General features: G+C 70.0%; 20 protein-coding genes, 1 tRNA gene and 1 riboswitch. Of the genes, 11 read left to right on the top strand and 10 right to left on the bottom strand.

The window, feature by feature from the left end:
* The first annotated feature begins 44 nt into the window (after positions 1-44).
* The 6 genes from ACWEFB_RS08320 (at position 45) to ACWEFB_RS08295 (ending at position 4,639) form a co-directional block, all read left to right on the top strand.
* On the top strand, positions 45-287 hold the full coding sequence (locus ACWEFB_RS08320) for a hypothetical protein (protein ID WP_452283512.1): 243 nt from the start codon (positions 45-47) through the stop codon (positions 285-287).
* Positions 284-580, top strand: a complete 297-nt coding sequence (locus tag ACWEFB_RS08315; RefSeq protein ID WP_452283510.1) for a hypothetical protein — start codon at positions 284-286, stop codon at positions 578-580. The genes ACWEFB_RS08320 and ACWEFB_RS08315 overlap by 4 nt, the downstream gene beginning before the upstream one ends.
* A gap of 152 nt (positions 581-732) precedes the next feature.
* Entirely contained in the window at positions 733-1,617 is an 885-nt protein-coding gene (locus ACWEFB_RS08310) for a bifunctional DNA primase/polymerase (protein WP_452284040.1), read from the top strand.
* Positions 1,614-2,942: a DUF3631 domain-containing protein gene (locus ACWEFB_RS08305; protein ID WP_452283508.1), complete on the top strand. Its 1,329-nt coding sequence runs from the start codon at positions 1,614-1,616 to the stop codon at positions 2,940-2,942. The genes ACWEFB_RS08310 and ACWEFB_RS08305 overlap by 4 nt, the downstream gene beginning before the upstream one ends.
* 229 nt (positions 2,943-3,171) lie before the next feature.
* Positions 3,172-3,438: a helix-turn-helix domain-containing protein gene (locus ACWEFB_RS08300; RefSeq protein ID WP_452283506.1), complete on the top strand. Its 267-nt coding sequence runs from the start codon at positions 3,172-3,174 to the stop codon at positions 3,436-3,438.
* Between the two features lies 1 nt (position 3,439).
* Complete coding sequence (locus ACWEFB_RS08295) at positions 3,440-4,639, top strand: tyrosine-type recombinase/integrase (protein ID WP_452283504.1); 1,200 nt, start codon at positions 3,440-3,442, stop codon at positions 4,637-4,639.
* A gap of 93 nt (positions 4,640-4,732) precedes the next feature.
* Here the strand turns inward: ACWEFB_RS08295 and ACWEFB_RS08290 are convergent.
* A tRNA-Gly gene (locus ACWEFB_RS08290) sits at positions 4,733-4,803 on the bottom strand.
* A 211-nt stretch (positions 4,804-5,014) separates the two neighbouring features.
* Here ACWEFB_RS08290 and ACWEFB_RS08285 point away from each other — a divergent pair.
* Positions 5,015-5,998, top strand: a complete 984-nt coding sequence (locus tag ACWEFB_RS08285; RefSeq protein WP_452283502.1) for a zinc metalloprotease — start codon at positions 5,015-5,017, stop codon at positions 5,996-5,998.
* Positions 5,999-6,095: 97 nt separating this feature from the next.
* Here the strand turns inward: ACWEFB_RS08285 and ACWEFB_RS08280 are convergent, their stop codons facing one another.
* Positions 6,096-6,737, bottom strand: a complete 642-nt coding sequence (locus ACWEFB_RS08280; RefSeq protein WP_452283500.1) for a pyridoxamine 5'-phosphate oxidase family protein — start codon at positions 6,735-6,737, stop codon at positions 6,096-6,098.
* Between the two features lie 115 nt (positions 6,738-6,852).
* On the opposite strand from ACWEFB_RS08280, the gene dcd reads away from it, so the two are divergent.
* Positions 6,853-7,431, top strand: a complete 579-nt coding sequence (dcd, locus tag ACWEFB_RS08275; protein ID WP_326561965.1) for a dCTP deaminase — start codon at positions 6,853-6,855, stop codon at positions 7,429-7,431.
* Positions 7,432-7,549: 118 nt separating this feature from the next.
* On the opposite strand, the gene ACWEFB_RS08270 is transcribed toward dcd, so the two are convergent.
* From ACWEFB_RS08270 to ACWEFB_RS08235, 8 genes are all read right to left on the bottom strand, one after another.
* Positions 7,550-8,533, bottom strand: a complete 984-nt coding sequence (locus tag ACWEFB_RS08270) for a C40 family peptidase (RefSeq protein ID WP_326561964.1) — start codon at positions 8,531-8,533, stop codon at positions 7,550-7,552.
* A 67-nt stretch (positions 8,534-8,600) separates the two neighbouring features.
* A riboswitch (cyclic di-AMP (ydaO/yuaA leader) is annotated at positions 8,601-8,738 on the bottom strand.
* A gap of 215 nt (positions 8,739-8,953) precedes the next feature.
* Complete coding sequence (locus tag ACWEFB_RS08265; RefSeq protein WP_442792092.1) at positions 8,954-9,982, bottom strand: NlpC/P60 family protein; 1,029 nt, start codon at positions 9,980-9,982, stop codon at positions 8,954-8,956.
* A 136-nt stretch (positions 9,983-10,118) separates the two neighbouring features.
* Positions 10,119-11,162: a hemolysin family protein gene (locus ACWEFB_RS08260; protein ID WP_452283496.1), complete on the bottom strand. Its 1,044-nt coding sequence runs from the start codon at positions 11,160-11,162 to the stop codon at positions 10,119-10,121.
* Positions 11,163-11,187: 25 nt separating this feature from the next.
* Positions 11,188-12,513 carry a hemolysin family protein gene (locus ACWEFB_RS08255; RefSeq protein WP_326561961.1) on the bottom strand — a complete coding sequence of 442 codons (1,326 nt, stop codon included), beginning with the start codon at positions 12,511-12,513 and terminating at the stop codon, positions 11,188-11,190.
* Positions 12,514-12,623: 110 nt separating this feature from the next.
* The gene (locus ACWEFB_RS08250; RefSeq protein WP_326561960.1) at positions 12,624-13,268 is read right to left on the bottom strand and encodes a response regulator transcription factor; all 645 of its coding nucleotides are present in this window, start codon (positions 13,266-13,268) and stop codon (positions 12,624-12,626) included.
* Positions 13,259-14,431, bottom strand: coding sequence for a sensor histidine kinase (locus tag ACWEFB_RS08245; protein WP_452283494.1), 1,173 nt, complete (start codon positions 14,429-14,431; stop codon positions 13,259-13,261). The genes ACWEFB_RS08250 and ACWEFB_RS08245 overlap by 10 nt, the downstream gene beginning before the upstream one ends.
* Positions 14,432-14,505: 74 nt before the next feature.
* Complete coding sequence (locus ACWEFB_RS08240; protein WP_452283492.1) at positions 14,506-16,698, bottom strand: (Fe-S)-binding protein; 2,193 nt, start codon at positions 16,696-16,698, stop codon at positions 14,506-14,508.
* Positions 16,699-16,996: 298 nt separating this feature from the next.
* The gene (locus tag ACWEFB_RS08235) at positions 16,997-17,260 is read right to left on the bottom strand and encodes a cell division protein CrgA (RefSeq protein WP_326561957.1); all 264 of its coding nucleotides are present in this window, start codon (positions 17,258-17,260) and stop codon (positions 16,997-16,999) included.
* Between the two features lie 220 nt (positions 17,261-17,480).
* On the opposite strand from ACWEFB_RS08235, the gene ACWEFB_RS08230 reads away from it, so the two are divergent.
* The 3 genes from ACWEFB_RS08230 to ACWEFB_RS08220 all read left to right on the top strand — a co-directional run bounded on the left by ACWEFB_RS08230 (position 17,481) and on the right by ACWEFB_RS08220 (position 20,875).
* On the top strand, positions 17,481-18,290 hold the full coding sequence (locus ACWEFB_RS08230) for a DUF881 domain-containing protein (RefSeq protein ID WP_326561956.1): 810 nt from the start codon (positions 17,481-17,483) through the stop codon (positions 18,288-18,290).
* A gap of 332 nt (positions 18,291-18,622) precedes the next feature.
* Positions 18,623-20,581, top strand: a complete 1,959-nt coding sequence (locus ACWEFB_RS08225) for a class E sortase (RefSeq protein ID WP_452283489.1) — start codon at positions 18,623-18,625, stop codon at positions 20,579-20,581.
* Between the two features lie 3 nt (positions 20,582-20,584).
* Complete coding sequence (locus tag ACWEFB_RS08220; protein ID WP_326561953.1) at positions 20,585-20,875, top strand: hypothetical protein; 291 nt, start codon at positions 20,585-20,587, stop codon at positions 20,873-20,875.
* Position 20,876: the final 1 nt, after the last annotated feature.

The raw sequence follows: 20,876 nt of genomic DNA, 5'->3' as shown, positions 1-20,876 counted from the left end.
GCGCGGGATCTTCGCACCCTGAAACCGGCTCCTGGAGGCGTTCCGTGACCCTCATCGCCGTACTAGCTAGCCTCACCCTCCTTGGTTACCCAGCGTGGTACCTGATCCTGTGCGCCGTCGCCCCGTTCGGCCGCTGCCACCGCTGCGCGGGCACCGGCCACCGCCGCACCATCACCGGTCGACGCGGCCCGGAATGCCACCGCTGCGACGGCACCGGCCGCCGCGTACGGATCGGCCGCCGACTGTTCGACTACTTCCGCACCGAACACGACCGGGGCAACCGATGAAGCGCCGACCGACCACCCACACGGACTGGTGCGCCCGTGACCACCGCTGCGGACTGGCCGAACACCGCTCCGAAGAGATGGTGGTCGACCTGCCCGGCTACGGCCGCGCCGTACTCAACCGCGTACGCGGCGAAGACGGCCGCGAGTACGCCGAACTGCGGATGCGGGTCGCTCTCGCCCCGGTCGAACCGGCCGCCCGCCGACAACTCGTCACCATCCTGACCAGCGCGCGGGCACTGGTCACCCGCGCCGCCCTGGTCGGCCGCCCCCGGCCCACTCGACGGGCCGCGTGATGAGCACTGACCAGCCGATCAACATGGCCGCCGCTGTCCGCGTCGCCCGTGGTTGGCCGCTCTGTGCCGCTGGCTGCGGGTGGCCCGTCGACCCGGCCGCCGACAGCGACCGACACCCCACCTGCCACCCCCACTCACCTCGGGAGGACCTGGTGTTTGACCTGCTCGCCCCCGCACTGCGGTACGCCGAACAGGGCTGGCCCGTATTCATGCTCGGCCGATCGAAGCGCCCGGTTGCCAACTGCGAGCCGTGCCGGGAAGCCGACAACGACCACGACCCGGCCGCGTGCACCTGCCTGACCTGCCACGGGTTCTACGCAGCCAGCACCGACCCGTTGCAGGTAGCCGCGATCGTGGCCGCTATCCCTGGTGGGCAACTGGCGTTGCGGGCCGGTACGGCGTCCGGGCTGGTGGTGGTCGACATCGACCCCCGCAACGGCGGGGACAGGACCATGCGCGAACTGATCGCGGCCGGGCTGCTGCCGCCGACCGTCCACGTGGTCACCGGGTCGGGTGGGCGGCACCTGTACTACCGGCACCCCGGCCGCCCGGTCCCATGCAGCCAGGGCAAACCCGGCATGGGGCTCGGTCCGGGCATCGACGTGAAGTCAGACGGCGGGTACGTCGTGCTCCCCCCGTCCGTCCACCCGGCCACCGGCCGCCCGTACCGGTGGGTACCGGGTCGGCAGGTGGAGGAGATGCCCCCCGCCCTGGTGGAGGCATGCCAACCGGTCGCGCCGTCGCTGCCGACCGAGCCGACCGGGCCGATCAGCACCCGTGAGGCGGGGGGCATCTCCCAACCCGACCGGCTGTTAGCCGCCCACCTCGACTCGATCAGCCGCGCCACCGCCGGTACCCGCCGAACCACCCTCTACGGCGCGGCGCGCGGGGTGGCCCGCATGGTCGCTGCCGACGCTATCCAGCGCGAAGACGCGATCAGCGCACTCACCATCGCCGGCCGTGAGGCCGAGCAGACCGACCGTGACATTCGCGCCGCCATCCGTGGTGGCTTCCGTGCCGAAGGAGTCGCAGCATGAGCCAGAACACCTTGCCGACCGGTCAGCGCATCGACGGTGCCGCGATCCTGGACGACCTGCACGCCTGCCTCACCCGGTACGTCATCCTGCCCAGCGCTGAGGCCGTGGACGCTGTGGTGCTGTGGATCGCCGCGAGTCACGCCCTGTCCGCGTGGGCGCACGCTCCCCGGCTGGTCATCCGGGCACCGGAGAAGCGCTGCGGGAAGTCCCGACTGCTCGACATCGTCGAAGGCACCTGCCACAACCCGCTCATCACCGTCAACGCCTCCCCGGCCGCTGTGTACCGGGCGATCGGCACCGACCAGCCGCCAACCCTGCTGGTCGATGAGGCCGACACCATCTTCGGCGGAAAGAACGCTGAGGCGAACGAGGACCTACGCGGACTGCTCAACGCCGGTCACCAACGCAACCGGGCCGCGATCCGGTGGGACAACAACACCCACAGCCTGGAAAAGATCCCTACCTTCGCCATGGCCGCGCTCGCCGGGATCGGCGCCATGCCGGACACCATCGAAGACCGCGCCGTAGTCGTGCGGATGCGCCGCCGGGCACCGGGGGAGACGGTGGCGCCGTACCGGCACCGCCGCGACAGCCCCGGCCTGCGGAAGGTCGCGGAGAAGCTGACCGAATGGCTCGGCGTGCACATGGCCGATCTGGAAGCCGCCGAACCAGCCATGCCGGTCGAAGACCGGGCCGCCGACACCTGGGAACCCCTGGTCGCCGTAGCCGACCTCGCCGGAGGAACCTGGCCGCAACGCGCACGACTCGCGGTCACCACCCTCACCGAGGAATCCGACGACGCCGGGAACGTGTCGACCCGCGTGCGGCTGCTGGCCGACATTCGAGCCGCGTTCACCGTGCTGGGGGAACCCGGTGCAGCGTCTACCAGTGAGCTGCTGACCGCGCTCAACTCGGACCAGGAAGCGCCGTGGTCGGACAGCGGACCGGCCGGGCTGACCGGCAAGCGGCTCGGTGACCTACTGCGGGAGTTCGGCATCAAGTCCGACACTATTCGCTTCCCCGTCGGGCAGGCCAAGGGCTACACCCGAGGTGCCTTCACCGACGCCTGGGAACGGTACTGCCCGACACCCCCCGCCGGGGTAACCGTCGCATCCGTACCAACCTTGTTTCCGCAGGTCAGCTCCGGTACGGATTCCCTGCCCGGTACGGATCGAACCGTACCGGGCGACCACCGGGCGAGTGTCCCTGGTACGCATCAATCCGTACCGGCGCACCTATCCGTACCGACCCTGAGCAGCCAAAACAGGCTTGGTACGGATGGTACGGGCACCCCCCGGCCACGCGTCACCGGTCGCCCAGCATGACTGCCCGCCGGACCGCCGAAACGGACCCCTCAGAAGCCCTGAGAGCATCCGGCCCATCCATAGATACTGACCTATCTCAGATCTTGGCTCTACGTGGCTCTCAGGCACCCTCCCAAACACCCTGTGTCGCACTGACCCCCCAACCCACCGCCGACCCCCACCCGAGCGGACAGGTGCTCAGCGGGCGCCTGACCGGCACCGGTAGCCCTTCCAAAGAGGAGTGCCACTGATGGCCAGAAGGATCAGCGTCGTACCCGCGCCGACTCCCGACAGCGTCTTGCCGGACGAACTGCTGACGATCGAAGAGGCAGCGGCACGGCTGAAGATGAGCGTCCGTTACGTGCGGCGCCTGGTCAGTGAGCGCCGTATCGCCTTTCACCGCTTGGGGCGTTCGGTGCGCTTTGACCCGGCGGACCTGGCCGCGCACGTGCGGGCCGGCCGCGTGGAACCGATGACCGCAGAAACCACGTGGACCACGCTTAGGAGCGCTGCCTGATATGGCGAACAAGGATGGTCACCGCAGGTTCGGCAGTGTGCGCAAGCTGCCGTCCGGCCGCTACCAAGCGCGCTACCTCGGACCGGACGGACTGATGCGCAAGGCACCGGAGACGTTCGCCCGCAAGGGTGACGCTGAGCAGTACCTGACCATCGTGGAAGCGCAGATGATCCGACGCGATTGGATCGACCCGGACCGGGCAAAGATCCGATTGAAGGACTACGCCGAGCGGTGGATTGCGCAACGCGCGAACCTGCGACCTCGCACGGTGCAGCTCTACACATGGCTGCTGGGCAAGCACGTCACGCCCTACCTCGGAAAGGTAACTCTCAGCCGGCTCGATACCCCGATGGTCCGCGAGTGGCGTACCACGTTGCTCACCAACGGCGTTTCGCCCACCATGGCCGCAAAGGCGTACCGGCTGCTGCGGGCCGTGCTGATGACCGCCGTCAAGGAAGACGAGCTGATCCGGGTCAACCCATGCCGCGTGCCGGGGGCCGACCAGGAAAAGCCCGGTGAGCGACCAGTGCTCACCGTGCCCCAGGTGCTCGACCTTTCCGAGCGGGTACCCGAGCGATATCGGGCGCTGGTGCTGCTGACCACGTTTGCCTGCCTGCGGTGGGGCGAGGTGGCAGCCCTACAGCGACGCGATATCGACCTGACCGCCGGCACCGTACGGGTTCGCCACGCGTTCACCGAGCAACGCGGAGTCGGACTCGTGCTCGGCCTCCCGAAATCCCGCGCTGGGCTGCGCACCGTGACCGTGCCCCGCGTGGTACTCGCGAGTGTGCGCGCACATCTCGCCGAATACGTCGATGACAACCCGGACGCGTACGTGTTCACCGTCCCAACCGGCCGCCCGATCTGGCGCGGCAACTTCAACAAGCTGGTCAAATGGCCCGAGGTGGTGAAGGCGATCGGGGCTCCCGGTCTGCACTTCCACGACCTACGGCACACCGGAAACACCCTCGCGTCCCGCGCGCCGGGGGCCAGCCTTCGTGACCTCATGGCTCGGATGGGCCACGACAGCCCGAGAGCTGCGCTCATCTACCAGCACGCGAGCAGCCAAGCGGACCAGGCAATTGCCGACGCCGTGAATGCCGAAGTCAAGAAGGCCGCCAGGAAGGCAGCCAAGCGACCCAAGAAGCGGCGTGGCGACCCGGACGACGGAGCGGCCGGAGTGCTTGCCAAGGTGGGCTAATGGCACGTCAATGGCACGCGGCGGGTTTCGAGTAGTCGAGATATAGATGAGGCTGGTCAGGTTGTCTACCCTGACCAGCCTCATCGTTGTCTGAGCGGGTGACGGGAATCGAACCCGCACTGTCAGCTTGGGAAGCTGATGTTCTGCCATTGAACTACACCCGCGAGCGGAGCCCACTGTACCTGGTCCGCCTCCGGAGCGCATCAACGTACCCCACGGGAGGGTGCGTGCCGGCCTGACAGCGGGGCAGATCGATCGGGACCACGCCGATCCGCGTTGTTTGCGAAGAGTGTCCCGGCCTGTAACGTCCGCCACACCTGTAACTTGCGGCGCGTGTTTTTAGCGTCGCTCTCCGTGGGGCGAAGGAGTGAGGTCGTGGGTTTGCACCGCATCCGGAAGTCGTTGCGCTCGGCTGGCGTGGCGTCCACTGCTCTCGTACTGCTGCTCGGGTCGACGGGGGTGGTCGCGAGGCCGGCGGTCGCCAGCGCGGCCGGAGCACCTGCGGCGCCCTGCGTGGAACCGGCGGACGTGCACCCGCTCGCCAAGGCGAAACCCGGTGCGCCGGGAGGGCACGACCCCAACGAGTTGAGCGCCGCCGGGGCGGCGCAGCGTCACCGCGACCTGGACGCCGCGTACGCGGAGCGAATCGGGGTCGCCCCGTTCAGCACCGCTCCGACGAAGATCACCATTCCGGTGGTGGTGCACGTGATCAGCCGGGACCGTACGCGGGCCGGCGGCAACATCCCGCGCGCGCTGATCGACGCCCAGCTCAAGGTGTTGAACGAGGCGTTCACCGGTGGGAGTGGCAGCGCGGTGACGCCGTTCAGGTTCAAGCTGAAGAAGCTCAACCGGGTGGTCAACCCGGCCTGGTATCCGATCGTGGCGGACAGCCTCACCGAGTCGCAGATGAAAAAGGCGCTGCGGGTCGGTGGGCCGGAGACGCTGAACCTCTATCTCGGCGCGCTCAGCGACGAACTGCTCGGCTGGGCGACGTTCCCGCAGAAGAAGCTGACCTCGTACGACGGGGTGGTGGTGCTCTCGGAGTCACTGCCGGGCGGTACGGCGAAGCCGTACAACGAGGGCGACACGGGTACGCACGAGGTCGGGCACTGGTTGGATCTCTTCCACACGTTCCAGGACGGGTGCGCCGGTGAGGGTGACGCGGTGGCGGACACTCCGGCCGAGGCGGAGCCGGCGTTCGGGTGCCCGACGGGCCGGGACTCGTGCGTCAGCAAGCCGGGGTTGGACCCGATCCACAACTTCATGGACTACACGAACGACTCCTGCATGGACAGGTTCAGCCCCGGACAGGTGAACCGCATGGTGAAGGCGTGGCAGGCCTATCGCGCTCTCTTGTGACGAAGTCGAACGACGAGGGCCGGCCCATTCCCGAGGAGCCGGCCCTCGTCGCGTCCTGTGAGACCTACCGTGCCCACTCAGGGGCGCCTGGACACTGTCAGGAGGCCCAGACCGCGGGGTCGGGCGCTGCCGCCGCCACCCGGGGCTCCCGGACGAAACGCTGGTCGACCGCGTTGGCTGTCGACGCCCCACGTAAGTCGGACGGGTTGGGGTGGCGGCGGGTACGGCGACCCCGGCGGGTCACCTGCGGTCGGGTGGCGGTGGGGTCGAGCCACACCTGGACGCCCGGCCGCTCGCCGCCCGGCCCGCCGTAGGCGAGTGGGATCGCGTCGGCCCGCCCGTGTCGGGCCAGCATGGCTGCCTCGACGGTGAACTCGAACAGCCGCCAGTCGACCCGCGGCTCGGCCCGCACCATGTCTGCCAGCCGGGCGATCTTCGCCGGGTCGGTGACCTCCTGGGCCCGCCCGGCGACGTACGCCTCGTCGTCGCTCTCCTCCGGCGGGAACGAGTGCAACGCGTAGCGGCCGTCGCGTTCGAGGTCGCGCCGCTTGGGTGAGTCGACGACGAAGCAGAACAGCCCTTCGTCGTTGATCACCGGCGACACCGGATGTACGCGCGGGCCGCCGTCGGCGCGCACGGTCGCCAGGTAGCCGAGACCCGGCCCGTACTGCTGCAGGAGGATGCGGATCGCCTCGGCGAGACGCGGGGCGTCGGCGGCGAATTCGGACCAGGATGCCATGCGGAGAGTCTATCGAACACATGTTCGAGAGCGGTAGTGCGACACGCGTGAGCCGGGCGCCACTCCGGGTACGGGTACGCCGTGACCGGGCCCGACGGCTCGCTAAGGTGTCGGGATGCTGCTCTCCGACCGCGACCTGGTCATCGAGATCAAGGCGGGCACCCTCGGGCTCGACCCGTTCGAGCCCGCACTCGTGCAACCGTCGAGCATCGACGTACGGCTGGACCGGCTCTTCCGGGTCTTCAACAACCATCTCTACACCCACATCGACCCGGCGAGTCAGCAGGACGACCTGACCTCGGTGGTGGACGTGCCGGACGGCGAGCCGTTCGTGCTGCATCCCGGCGAGTTCGTGCTCGCCTCGACACTCGAGGTCATCTCGCTCGGCGACCAGCTCGCCGGCCGGCTGGAGGGCAAGTCGAGCCTGGGTCGGCTGGGACTGCTCACCCACTCCACCGCCGGTTTCATCGACCCCGGCTTCTCCGGTCACGTCACGCTGGAACTCTCCAACGTGGCCAACCTGCCGATCACCCTCTGGCCCGGCATGAAGATCGGCCAGCTCTGCATCTTCCGGCTCTCGTCCCCGGCCGAGCACCCGTACGGCTCAGCCGTGTACGGCTCGCGTTACCAGGGCCAGCGCGGCCCCACCCCGAGCCGCTCCTGGCAGCACTGGCGCACCTGGCCCACCCGCTAACCCCCCGCCCCCGCTCTTCCGCGATCTAGGGCAAATACGCGCGCTTGGAGATCAACAAGCACGTATTTGCCCTAGATCGCGGAAGAGCGGGGGCGGGGGCGGGGGCAGGGGGCGGGGGTCAGCCGGGGCGGCCGAAGCTGTGGATGGTGCCCTCGTCGACGCGTTTCATCTTGATCGGTTCACCGGCCTGGGAGGCGTGCACCACCCACCCGTTGCCCACGTACATGCCGACGTGGTGCAGGTCGGCGTAGTAGAAGACGAGATCTCCGGGACGCAGGTCGGCGCGCTTGACGTACGCCGTGACCCGGCGCTGCGCGGCGGCGTTGTGCGGCAGCGTCACCCCGGCCTTGGCCCAGGCGGCGAGCATCAGCCCGGAGCAGTCGAAGTTGTTCGGGCCGGCGGCGCCCCAGACGTAGAGCTTGCCGATCTGTTGGCAGGCGTACTTGACGGCGATGCCTGCGCCGCCGCCCGGATACTCGGACGGGCACGGGGCCGGGGCGAGCGGGCCGCCGCCACCGTTGCCGTACACCTTGATCCGCAGCTTCTGGAGCCGGTCGATCTCGGCGTCGATCTGCTTCTTCTTCGCGGCCAGGTCGGCCTCGGTGCGGGTGAGCTGGGCGACCAGGGTGTCCAGCGGCGCCTTCTGGGCCGCGTACTTCTCCTTGAGGTCGACCACGGCCTGCACGTCGTGCTGCTGCCGGCGGGCGAACTGGTCGAGGATGGTGAGCTGGTCGGCGAGCATCGTCGGCGAGTCCGTGGTCAGGATCGCGTTGATCGCGGAGGCGTTGTCGCCCTTGTACGCCCGCACGGCCATGTCGCTGACCTTGCCCATGGCCATGTCGACCTGGAGCTGCAACGGCTGGATCTTCTTGGCCAGCGCGTCGGCCTGCTTCTGCTTGACGGCCAGGTCCTGGCGGGTCGCGTTGTGCTTCTCGATGATCGGTTCGAGCTGGTTCCAGGCCACGTCGATCTGCTTCTCGATCTCGGCGACCGAGGGTTCGGCGTGGGCCGGGGTGGTACCGAGCAGGAGAACGGCTACGCCGGCGATCGCGGCGAGCAGGCTGGTACGAACAGGCCAACGGGTACGTGATCGCACGGTCATCGGGTCGACCGGAGTCGACGCGACGGACAGCGACCGCGGGGCATGGCTAGCCACCGGGGTTGGGCGCTCCTTCTTCCGTTACCGCGTACCGGGTTAGCTGACGGGTTCGGGCGGGAAGTGGCGCCCTACCACGAGAATTCGCGGATTCACCCCGAGGTGCTGGGTCCCCGGCTCGTTTCGGAAAACGATTCGGCGGTGTCGAGCCGGTGCCACCCGGGCTGGGTGGACTGGGGCCGCCCCGACGATCTCCCACAGTAGGAAGCCTGTTATTGAAGTGCAACCCGTGGCAGGAGTGAAATCTTTCCGTATATCAGACAATCACGTACGGTGTGTTGTGGTCGACATAAAGAGAACCCCTTGCTAACGGCAGGTGCCGCGGGCAAGGGGTTCTTCATTGCAAATCTGGGCAATTACTCCAGGTCAGCCCGGACGACGGAACCCGGCAACCGGCATGACGTCAATGCTCTGCATCTGTACCGGCTTACCGGACCGTGGCGAGTGCACCATCAGCCCGTTACCGACGTACATACCGACGTGGTGCAGATCACCGTAGAAGAAGACCAGATCGCCGGCGCGGGCGTCGGCACGGCTCACCGCCTTACCCTCGTTCCACTGTGCTCCGGTGAAGTGCGTGAGCTTCACCCCGGCCTTGCCCCAGGCGTACTGGGTGAGGCCCGAACAGTCGAACGAGTTCGGGCCGGTCGAACCCCAGACGTACGGCTTGCCGATCTGCGCGCAGGCGGTCTTGACCGCGGTGCCGGCGGCACCACCGGGGTACGTCGCCGGGCAGGGGCCCTTGCGCAACGCGCCACCGGCACTGCTCGACCCGTACGCGGTCAGACGCAGCTTTTCCAGCCGCTCAATCTCACCGTTGATCTGCTTGCGCTTGCCGGCGAGTTCGGTGTCCTGCTTCTTCTGCTGGGCGATCAGCTCGTCCAGCTTGCGCTTCTCGCCGTCGTACTTGTCCCGCGCGGCGGTGACGTCGGCGATCTGCTCCTGCTGCTGGCGGGCCAGGTGGTCCAGGATGGTGAGCTGGTCCGCGAGCTGGGTCGGCGTACCGGTGGTGATCAGCGCGTTCAGGTCCGACGACGGGCCGGTCTTGTAGTAACGCGAGGCCAGATCACCGACCCGGTCGAGCGCCATGTTGGCCTGTAGCGCCAGCGGCTGAATCTTCTTCTGCAGGTCGGCCGACTTCTTCTGGTTCGCCAGAAGCTGGCCGTGCACCTTGTTGTACTGCTCGATGGTCGGTTCGAGCTGCACCCACTGGGTGTCGATCTGCGATTCGATTTCGTCGACCGTCGGAGCGGCCTGCGCCTGCGTGGCGGGCAGCAGTCCGGCGAGCACCACGGCAGAGAGCGCCAACAGGCGGTACGTGCGGCGGCGTGTGCCACCACCCGGATGCTCATGATTGGTCGAATGGCGATGGGAGGGCACGCGTGCCACCGGCACCGACTCCTTCGTTACCGACCGCTGGGTGCCACCCGAGGGGGGAAATGGGCGCCGACGTCCCACAGCGGTCGGAGCCCCACATTAGGGAAGGTTCGTTCGCGAATCAAGGCCGCTGGTCGGATACTCCTCGCTGTATTCAGACCGGCGCAATCGGTTGCCGGACAACGGTCTCAGTCGACCTACCAACGACCGCAGTCAATACATCGTCCAGCGTTACCACACCCAGCGGCGCCCGGCCGTCACTCACCAACACCATGTGCCGGCGCTCGCGGCGCATCGACAACAACAGTTCGGCCAGCGTACGGTCCGGTGGCACCACCGCCAGCGGACGCAACACGTCGGGCGGCACCGGTGCCCGCCGAGCCGCCCCCGCATAACCCAGTACGTCCTTCACGTGCACGAAACCGAGCACCCGTCGGGTACTGCGCTGCACCACCGGGAACCGCGAACGGCCCGTACTCGTGGCCAGCACCTCCAGCGACGCGGGCGACACGTCCTCGGCCACCGTCGTCACACTCGACCACGGCCGCAGCGCGTCCGCCGCGGTACGGCGGTGCAACGCCAGCGCCCCGGTAATCCGGGCGTGTTCCACCGGGTCGAGCAGCCCCTCGGTACGCGCCTGCGCGACCAGCCCGGCCAACTCCTCCGCGGTGAACACCGTCTTCACCGCGTCCGCGGCCTCGATCCCCCACAGCCGCAGCACCTGCCGCGACGCCCACTTCATCGCCAGCAGCAGCGGCTTGGTCGCCGTGCAGAACGCCAGCATCGCCGGCCCGAGCGTGAGCGCCGCCCGCTCCGGACCGGCGAGGGTGATGTTCTTCGGCACCATCTCGCCGACCACGGTGTGCAGGAACACCACCACGCCGAGGGCGAGCACGAACGCGACCGGGTGCACCGCACCGTCCGGCACACCGATCGCGTGGAACGGGCCCTCCAGCAGGTGCGCCAGGGCCGGCTCGGCGATCGCGCCGAGACCCAGCGAGCAGATGGTGATGCCGAGCTGCGCACCGGCGATCATCAGCGGGATCTGGTTCATCGCGGACAACGCCCACCGGGCCGGTTTGGACACCACCGCCATCGGCTCGATGACCGTACGCCTGGAGGCGATCAGGGCGAACTCGCTGCCCACGAAGAAGCCGTTGCCGAGCAGCAGCACGAGAGCCACCAGCAGCCCGGTCACGAGCCACCACCCGACGGCCGCCCGGTCATGCCGGCTCCCCCGGATCCGGCGGGCGCAGGACCCGTACCTGCTCGATCCGGTGCCGGTCCACCTCGACCACGGTGAACTCGTACCCCTGCTCGGTGACCGTCTCCCCGGCGACCGGGATGTGCCCGAGACGGGCCAGCAGGAAGCCGGCCAGGGTCTCGTAGGGACCGTCCGGCAGCCGGAAGCCGGTCTGCTCGGCCAGTTCGTCCGCGCGGCGTACCCCGTCGACCAGGACCGTCCGCTCACCGCCCGGCACGGTCAGTTCGAGCCACTCGCTGTCCGGTTCCGCCGCCGGGTCGAACTCGTCGGCGATCTCACCGACCAGCTCCTCCACCAGGTCCTCGACCGTGACCACACCGTCGGTGCCGCCGTACTCGTCGACCACGATCGCCAGGTCGGCGTCCGCGCGACGCAGCGCGGCGAGCACGTTGTCCAGGTCCAGGCTCTCCGGTACGTACACCGGCTCCCGGGCCACCGCGGCGACCGTCGTCTCGGCCCTGCGTGCCAGCGGTACGCCGAGCGCGTCCGGCACCCCGGCCACCCCGGTGACCAGGTCGAGGGTGTCCTCGTACACCGGGAACCGGGTCCGACCGGTGCGCTGGGCCAGGTCGAGCAACTCGGCCACGGTGGCGCCGGCCCGCAGCGCGACCACGTCGACCCTCGGGGTCATCGCCTCCGCCGCCCGTTTGTCGCCGAACCGGATGGTCCGGCGCAGGAGCATCGCGGTGTCCGGCGGCAGCGCTCCGGCCTGCGCCGAGATCGCGGCCAGCAGCCCCAGCTCGTCGGCGGACCGGGCGCTGGCCAGTTCCTCCTGCGGCTCCACGCCGAGCCGCCGGACGAGCCAGTTCGCCGAGTTGTTCAGGGCCCGGATCAGCCACTTGAAGACGATGCTGAAGGTACGCATCGGCGCGGCCGTGGCCAGCGCCGCCGGCAGTGGCCGGGCCAACGCGGCGTTCTTCGGGATCAGCTCACCGAAGAGCATCGACAGCAGGGTGGCCAGCACCAGCGACAGCAACGGGGTGACCAGCTCGGTACGGTCCCCGAGCAGGGGCCGCAGCACCGGGCCGAAGAGTTTGGCCAGTGCCGGTTCGGCGAGGTAGCCGGTGAGCAGGGCGGTGATGGTGATGCCGAGCTGCGCCCCGGAAAGCTGGAAGGAAAGTTCCCGCAGTGCCTTGTGGACCGTACCGGCGCGGCGGTCCCCGGCGGCAGCGCGTTGGTCCACCTCGGCCCGGTCGACGGTCACGAGAGCGAATTCGGCCACCACGAAGAAGGCGTTGCCGGCGGTCAGCAGCACGAAGGCGACCAGCGGCAGGAGGGTGGTCAACAGTGGGCTATCGATGATCTGCTCACCTCGGCGCCGATTGTTCCACGACTGCGCGCAGGGCACGAGCGCCGATTTTTCCCGGTTGGCCGCCGGGGCGGCGTTCGTCGGAGTCAGCTACCGAGGTAGCGGAGCACGGCCAGCACCCGGCGGCTGTACCCGGTGGTGTGCGACAGCCCCAGCTTCTCGAAGATCGCGTTCACGTGTTTCTCCACCGCGCTCTGCGACACGTGCAACTGCCCGGCGATGGTGGCGTTCGTCTGGCCCTGCGCCATCTGGTCCAGCACCGCCCGCTCCCGCTCGGTGAGCCGGCCCAACGAGTCCGTGTGCGACGTACGCGCCAGGAGTTGGCGTACCACCTCGGGGTCGAAGGCGGTGCCGCCGGTGCCGACCCGGGCCAGGGCGTCGAGGAACTCGCCCACCTCCACCACCCGGTCCTTCAGCAGGTAGCCCACCCCGTCGGTACGACCGCCGAGCAGGTCGACGGCGTACCGCTTCTCCACGTACTGGGAGAGGACCAGGACCCCGACGGCCGGCCACCGGCGGCGGATCTCCAGTGCGGCGCGCAGCCCCTCGTCAGTGTGCGTCGGCGGCATCCGTACGTCCGCGACCACGACGTCGGGCGGGTCGGCCCGGACCGCCTCGACCAGCGCGACCCCGTCACCGACCGAGGCCACCACCTCGTGCCCCTCCTCGACCAGCAGCCGGGCCAGCCCCTCCCGGAGCAGGGTCGAGTCCTCGGCCAGGATCACCCGCACGGCAGCTCCGCGACGACCGTGGTCGGACCGCCGGGCGGGCTGTGCACCCGGAACCGACCGTCCAGCGCGGCCACCCGGCGGGCCAGTCCGGCCAGTCCGCTGCCGGACGGGTCCGCGCCGCCGGTCCCGTCGTCGTCGATCGTCACCACGACCGCATTCTGCCCCGGTGCGACCTCGACCACGACCCGGCCGGCACGGGCGTGCTTGGCCGCGTTCGTCACCGCCTCCGAGACCACGAAGTACGCGGCGGTCCGCACCGGATCCGGCGGCTGCTCGGCCAACCGGTAGTGGATCGTCACCGGCACCCCGGCCCGCTCGCCCACCCGGGCCAGCGCCTCCTGGAGGCCCAGGCTGTCCAGGGCGGCCGGGTACACCCGCCAGGCGACCTCACGGAGGTCCTCCAGGGCCGACCGGGACTCCTCGTGCGCCTGCCGGAGCAGGTCCCCGGCCCGCTCCGGATCGCCGCTGCGGCGGGCCCGGCCCAGCAGCATGCCGAGCGCGACCAGCCGTTGCTGCAACCCGTCGTGCAGGTCCCGCTCGATCCGCCGGCGTTCGGCGCCGACCGCCTCGACGATCCCGGCCCGGCTCACCGCCAGCTCGCTGATCCGGCGCTCCAGCGCCTCCCGGTCGCTCGGTCCGAAGAACATCCGGCCCAGCCTGCGATCCAGCGCGGCCAACCCGACCAGGCCCTGCGTGACCAGGAAGAGACCGATCAGGCCGAGGAGGAGTTGACCGCCGAAGAGCAGGACGCCGCTCTGGCCCGCGACCCACTCACCGAGCCACACCAGACCGGCGACGGCGCCGTACGCGAACAGCAGGAGCACGAATCCGCCGAGCAGGCCGACCGCCCAGCGCAGGCAGAGGTACTCCACCGCGCGCCGCCCGCTGTAGTCGTCGGCGTTGTCGCTGTCGAGGAACGCCGCCAGTCGCCACCGCTCCACCTCGGCGAGGTGCCGGGCACCGGCCTGGATCTCCCGTACCGCCGCCCGCCGGGCTCCCGGATGCGGCCAGACCGGCACCAGGATCAGCCCGGACCAGACCAGGTACGTCAGGTCGACCACCGCGGTCACCGCACCGAGCAGGACCCCGACCACGAGGCGTACGGCACGGCTCAGCAGTCGTACGACCGCCTTACCGGGCCGGGACGGGTTCGGGCTCTCCACCCCGGCGAGGCTACCTTTGCGGTTCTCCACAGCCCCCGGGCTGCGGTTTCCCCCAGTTGCGGGCTGCTTCCCGGTTAGCTGGCCGTGGTGGCGGGTTCCGGCTGTCCCTGGGTCGGCGGCTTGACCGAGCGGAGCAGTACGGTCGCCACGTCGATCACCTCGACCTCGTCGGACGCGCCCTTGCCGTTCACCCCGTCGCTGATCATCGTGGTGCAGAACGGGCAGCCGACCGCGATGGTCTTCGCGCCGGTGGCGATCGCCTCCTCGACCCGCTCCACGTTGATCCGCTTGCCGATCCGCTCCTCCATCCACATCCGGGCGCCGCCGGCACCGCAGCAGAAGGAACGCTCGCTGTTGCGCGGCATCTCGGTCAGCCCGTCGGCCGCCGCCGCGCCGAGCACCTCGCGCGGCGGGGTGAAGACCCGGTTGTGCCGGCCCAGGTAGCAGGGGTCGTGGTAGGTGACGCCGCCGTCGATCGGGGCGACCGGGGTGAGCTTGCCGGTGGCGACCAGGTGGGCCAGCAACTGGGTGTGGTGGACAACCTCGAACTGGCCGCCGAGTTCGCCGTACTCGTTGCCGAGGGTGTTGAAGCAGTGCGGGCAGGTCGCCACGATCTTGCGCTTGGCCGGTTCCCGGTCACCGAACGCCTCGTTCAGCGTCTCGACGTTCTGCTGGGCGAGCATCTGGAAGACGAACTCGTTGCCGATCCGTCGGGCCGGGTCACCGGTGCAGGTCTCGCCCTCGCCGAGGATGGCGAAGTTGACCCCGGCCTCGTGCAGGAGGGTGGCCACCGCACGGGTGGTCTTCTTCGCCCGGTCCTCGAACGCCCCGGCGCAGCCGACCCAGAACAGGTACTCGAAGTCCTCGGTCTCACCGACCCGGGGCACCTCGAAGTCGAGGCCCTTGGTCCAGTCCTCGCGGGTGTTCGGCGGTGCACCCCACGGGTTGCCCTTGTTCTCCAGGTTGCGCAGCATCACGCCCGCCTCGGGCGGGAAGTTCGACTCGATCAGCACCTGGTAGCGGCGCATGTCGACGATGTGGTCCACGTGCTCGATGTCGACCGGGCACTGCTCGACGCAGGCACCGCAGGTGGTGCAGGACCAGAGGACGTCCGGGTCGATCACCCCGCCCTCCTCGGCGCCACCGATCAGCGGGCGGTTCCCCTCGGCGAGCGAGAGCACGTCCAGGTGGGCGAGCTGGGCCTGGGTCGCCTTCTCCTCGCCGGTCAGGTCCTTGCCCCCACCGGCCAGCAGGTACGGCGCCTTCGCGTACGCGTGGTCACGCAGGCTGAGTACGAGCAGCTTCGGCGACAGCGGCTTGCCGGTGTTCCAGGCGGGGCACTGCGACTGGCACCGCCCGCACTCGGTGCAGGTGCTGAAGTCCAGCAGCCCCTTCCAGGTGAACTGCTCCACCTGGGCGACCCCGAACTGGTCGGACTCCGGGTCCGCCTCCTCGAAGTCGAGGGGCTTGCCGGCGCTCATCATCGGCCGCAGCGCCCCGAGGCCCGAGCCGGTCTTGCCGGGTTCCCGCTTGAAGTAGATGTTGAAGAACGCGAAGAACCGGTGCCAGGCCACGCCCATGGTCACGTTGAGCGCGATGACGATGACCCAGGTCATCGAAATCATGATCTTCACCATTGCGGTGACACTGGTGCCGGCGGACCAGTCCGGCAGCACCGCGCCGACCGCGTGGCTGACCGGGGTGGCCCAGGCCGGGAACTCGAAGTGGTCGGTCGCGACCTTGAAGCCACGGATCAGGAAGCCGCAGACGAGTACCGCCAGCACCACGGCCTCGACGAAGTAGCCCTGCCACATGGTCGAGCCGGTGAACCGGGAACGCCGCTCCGGGTTGCCCGGTCGGTTGCGCAGCCGGATGGCGATCAGCACCAGGATCCCGGCCGTACCGAGGATCCCGATGATCTCGGTGACCAGGCCGTACACGATCCAGTGGCCGATCACCGGCAGGCCGCCGGTCGGGGTGACCACCTCGAAGTACGCCTCGAGCACCAGCAGCGACAGCACGATGAACGCGACCATCACGAACCAGTGCGCGGCACCCACCACGCTCCAGCGCAGCATCCGGGTGTGCCCGAGCGTCTCGGTCAACATCGTCCGCGTACGCAGGGCCCGGTTGCCGGAGCGCGTGGGGTCGGGTTGACCCGCCCGGATCACCGCCAGCATCCGCTGCACCGCGCGTACCGCCAGCACCACCGCGACCACGGTGATGGCGGCGGCGACGGCCGTGGTGACGATCTGGACGCTGCCCATGCCCTGGCCTCCCGGTGTACGACGTGCCCGGCGACTGGCTGACCGCGGGGGTGCGATCGTGCCTGCAGCCTACGCGCTAGGTTACCCGCTAGTAACGTGGGATTCCTCGCAGCCGGATGCGCCGCCGTACGGACACCCTAGGCGGCCCCGGTCGCAGTCGCCGCGCCGGTCAGGGTGCACGTACGCAGAGCCGGCGCCCGCGGGACGGTGCTGGCGCCGGCTGAGCTGGCTGACCCGCCCGTACGGGGCGGGTCAGCGAAGGTTGTCGTGCGAGATCAGTGGCCGATCCGGTACGCCGTCAGCGCCAACGGGAGAGCAGGGCCAACGAGCCGACCATGCCCCCGAAGCCGATCGCGAGGTTCCAGTAACCCCAGCTGGCGACCGGGTACTCGGTCTCGGAAAGGTAGTAGACCACCAGCCACGCGATGCCAAAGACGATCAAGCTGACCGCGGTGATGGGCAGCCAGATCGGGCTAGGCTTGCGGGTCGCCGCCGTGCCCGAGGGGCGCACGTCGGTGGGCGGGGTGTAGACCTTTTTCTTACGGACCTGCGACTTCGGCACGGCGCTCCTCCTGGAGGGGTGGCGATCCTCGTCCGGCCTGACAACCGGACGCAGGGGCGACGGTCCATGGCCAATAATGTTCGACAGCTAGCGTAGTCGGGTTGACCCGATCAGGCCATGAACGGGGCCAACCGGTTGCTCCGGGTGAGCACATCCGGCTACCGAGTGGGACACGAAGCCCACAGTGCGAGAGATCGACACGATGGGGAGGGCAGGCTCGGTGGAGTACACGACGGGTGTCATCTCCTGGCGCAAGGTGCTCCGCCGGGCGGTTGTCGGGCTACTGCCCCGCCGCTCCGGGCAGCGACGGCCGGGCTGGTCCGCGGCTGTGCCGTTGATCGCTCTCGCCGCCGGGCTGCTGTTCACCACCTCGGCGACCGCCGCCAACGGCACCTCGCTGCGGGAGGACCGCCGCCCCGAGCTCGCCCAGCTCATGAAGGACCGCCGCGACCAGGTGGTCGCCAGCGAGAAACAGGCCGCGGCCCTGCGCGCCGACGTGGAGCGGCAGACCGAGTCCCTGGCCGGCTCCGACGCACCCGTCGCCGCCCAGCGCGACCGGGCCGCCGCCAGCCGGGTGGCCGCCGGCTTCACCGCCCTGGCCGGGCCGGGCCTCGTGGTCGAACTCAACGACGCCCCCCGACTCGGCGACGACAGCCGGCCGGCGAACGCCAGCAACGACGACCTCGTGGTCCACCAGGGCGACGTACAGGCGGTCGTCAACGCGCTCTGGGCCGGTGGCGCGGAGGGCATGTCCATCATGAACGTCCGCGTGCTCGCCACCAGCGCGGTACGCTGCGTGGGAAACACCCTGTTACTACACGGGCGGGTGTATTCGCCGCCCTTCAAGATCACCGCAATCGGTGACCCCGCCGCGCTGCAGCGGGCCCTCGCCGCCTCCGAGGGCGTCCGGTTGTTCAAGGACGCCGTGGACCACTTCCAACTCGGATACCAGGAGACAGTGGAGTCCAGCGTGACCGTGCCGGCCTTCGAAGGGTCAACCGGGCTACGTACCGCCCAGGTGCCGGGGTGAGTTCGATGAGCGGCGACCCGTCGCACGACGACCGCAATGGACGCCATCGTGCCCCGGACGCCGACGACCAGACCATGGTGATCCCACGATTCACCGACCCTGGTCCGCCTCCTGCGGCGTCGACCCCGACCGCCGCCGTGCCGAAAGCACCCCCTACCGCCTCGACGCCGCCGGTCCCGCCCATTGCCGCCTCGACGCCGCCGGCACCGGCCGCCGCCCGGCCACAAGCACCCCAGAGCCCACCGGCCAGGCCCGTCCCGCCTCCGTCGGCCGACCGCCGACCCGGCGCGGCTTCGCCGGCCGGCACCACTCCCGCTCCGGTCGTACCGTCGGTGACGCCCGCCCGTCAGCGCCCGACACCGGGGCCGACGCCGGGATCCCCGGCCCGCTCCGACGGGGTCCCGAACCCCGGCCAGGCCCGCCCGGCCGGGCCGAACCCGGACACGACAGCACCCATTCCGGCCATCCGCCCGTTCACGGCACCCGCCGCAGCCGGCAAGTCGGCGGCGTCCGCCGACCCTGCCAGGGTCTGGCCCGGTACGGTCGGCCCGACCGGTGTTGCCCTGAACGGCTCCGCACGCGCAGGTGACGCATCCACACCGGTCGCCGCGACCCGACCCGCCCCGGACCACATCCCGGGTTCGGCCGACCGGACGCAGCCCATCCCCGGGCCCGACCCGGACGCGTCCGCTCGTACCCAGCCCATCCCCGGACCCGGTCCTGCCGCAGTCACCCGCCCGAGCCCCGGCCCGTCCGCACGCACCCGGGCCCTCAACGGCCTGTCGGAGCACACCCGGCCCGCCACCATCGAACGCCCCCAGCCAGGCACCACCGGGCCCATCCGGCCCGCGACGGCCGACCTCACCCGACCCGGCCCGGGGTCGTCCGACCGCACCCAGCCCATCCCGGGGCCGGCCGAGCTGGCGTCTCTCGCGAACGGGCGGGTCACCGCCGGACCGACGGCGACGGCGGCCGGCGCGAGCGGTGCCAACGGCGGCTGGAGCCGGGCCTCCGGCGGGCCGGACCCGGTTCGTGCACCTGCCCCGTCCCACCCGCTGACCGCCAGCGCGCACCCGCTCACCGCCGCCGCGGCCCCGCTGGCGAGCGCGGCGCGTAACGACTCCCCGACGAAGCCGGCCCCGGGCGGTGGCACTCCCAGCCCGAACGGCGCCACGGCACCGGGCCCGACGGCCGACAGCCGGGCCACCCGGCCACCGCTGCCCACCTCGGCGCTGAGGCGTCCACCGGCCGCCCCGCCGTCGCCCGAGAACTCGACGATGGTCATCCCGGCGGTCCCGCCGGTCGAGGACACGTCGGCAACCACCCTGCTGCCCACGGTGGCGGCACGGAAGCCACGGCCGGAGGGAAGACGGCCGGAGGCACACGTCACGACCCTGCTGCCGCTCGTGGCGGCGGGATCACGGACGAACCGTGACCCGGCGACCGGCGACGAGCGACCGGGCGCGGACCGCAACGGCACCGAGAACGAGGCCGACGCTGATGGCGAGGCCCGACCCAAGCGGGGTGAACGGGTGGTCAAACTCCGCCCGGAGCGTACGGACGAGGGCTACAAGAGCGTCTACTCCGAGTTGACCCGCCCGACCATCGGCTCGCGGATCCGTACCGGGCTCCGGTTCAGCGGCGAACTCATGATCACGTTTGGCCTGGTCATCCTGCTCTTCGCCGGGTACGAGATCTGGGGCAAGTCGGTCATCGTCAACGCCCACCAGAGCGAACTGAACCAGGAACTCGCCCAGGCGTGGGAGGACGAACCCGGTCCCGACCCGACCGTGGGGCCGACCCCGGCACCCGGAGTCGCCCCGCCGAAGGCTCCCGCCGGCGGCAAGCCGATGGCCTCGATCTACATCCCGAAGCTCGACAAGAGCTGGGTGGTGGTCGAGGGCGTCACCCAGAAGGACATCCGGTACGCGCCCGGCCACTACCCGAAGACCGCCCTGCCCGGCCAGGTGGGCAACTTCTCCGTCGCCGGCCACCGCAACAAGGCAACCTTCTGGCGCCTCGACGAACTGCACGACGGCGACGTGATCGTGGCCGAGTCGAAGACCGACTGGTTCATCTACAAGGTCACCGACAACATCATCGTCAAGCCGAGCCAGGTCGAGGTGGTCGCGCCGGTACCCGGCAAGCCCAAGGCCAAGGCGACCAAGGCGATGCTGACGCTGACCACCTGCAACCCCAAGTTCGACAACTACCAGCGGTTGATCATCCACGCCGAACTGGCTCGTACCCAACCGAAGTCGGCCGGGCAACCGGACGAGCTGAAGGGCTGAGCCGTGTACGCCTGGATCTGGCGACGACTACCATTTGGCCTGGTCGGCAAGCTGGTCGGCTCGCTTCTGCTCACCACGGCGACGGTGGCCCTGCTCTGGTACGTGGTGTTTCCCTGGGCCGAGCCACTGCTGCCGTTCGACGACGTACAGGTGACCCAGGACGGCGGCGGCCCCGACGGGGTCGAGTCCGGCGAGGACCCGGGCCTCGGGGGCGATCCGGCGACCGGCGACGACCATTCGGTGCCGTACGACACCGATGCGAACAACACCCCTCCTCCCAGCCCGAACAGGTAAC

The organism is Micromonospora sp. NPDC004704, assembly GCF_053601675.1.
This window is presented reverse-complemented; position numbering and strand designations above follow the sequence as displayed.

Excerpts from the sequence above, each read along its gene's own strand:
- ACWEFB_RS08280 (WP_452283500.1), bottom strand. The coding sequence starts at position 6,737 with ATGGCATCCTGGTCCGAATTCGCCGCCGACGCCCCGCGTCTCGCCGAG.
- ACWEFB_RS08315 (WP_452283510.1), top strand. The coding sequence starts at position 284 with ATGAAGCGCCGACCGACCACCCACACGGACTGGTGCGCCCGTGACCAC.
- ACWEFB_RS08305 (WP_452283508.1), top strand. The coding sequence starts at position 1,614 with ATGAGCCAGAACACCTTGCCGACCGGTCAGCGCATCGACGGTGCCGCG.
- ACWEFB_RS08295 (WP_452283504.1), top strand. The coding sequence starts at position 3,440 with ATGGCGAACAAGGATGGTCACCGCAGGTTCGGCAGTGTGCGCAAGCTG.
- dcd (WP_326561965.1), top strand. The coding sequence starts at position 6,853 with ATGCTGCTCTCCGACCGCGACCTGGTCATCGAGATCAAGGCGGGCACC.
- ACWEFB_RS08240 (WP_452283492.1), bottom strand. The coding sequence starts at position 16,698 with ATGGGCAGCGTCCAGATCGTCACCACGGCCGTCGCCGCCGCCATCACC.
- ACWEFB_RS08300 (WP_452283506.1), top strand. The coding sequence starts at position 3,172 with ATGGCCAGAAGGATCAGCGTCGTACCCGCGCCGACTCCCGACAGCGTC.
- ACWEFB_RS08270 (WP_326561964.1), bottom strand. The coding sequence starts at position 8,533 with ATGACCGTGCGATCACGTACCCGTTGGCCTGTTCGTACCAGCCTGCTC.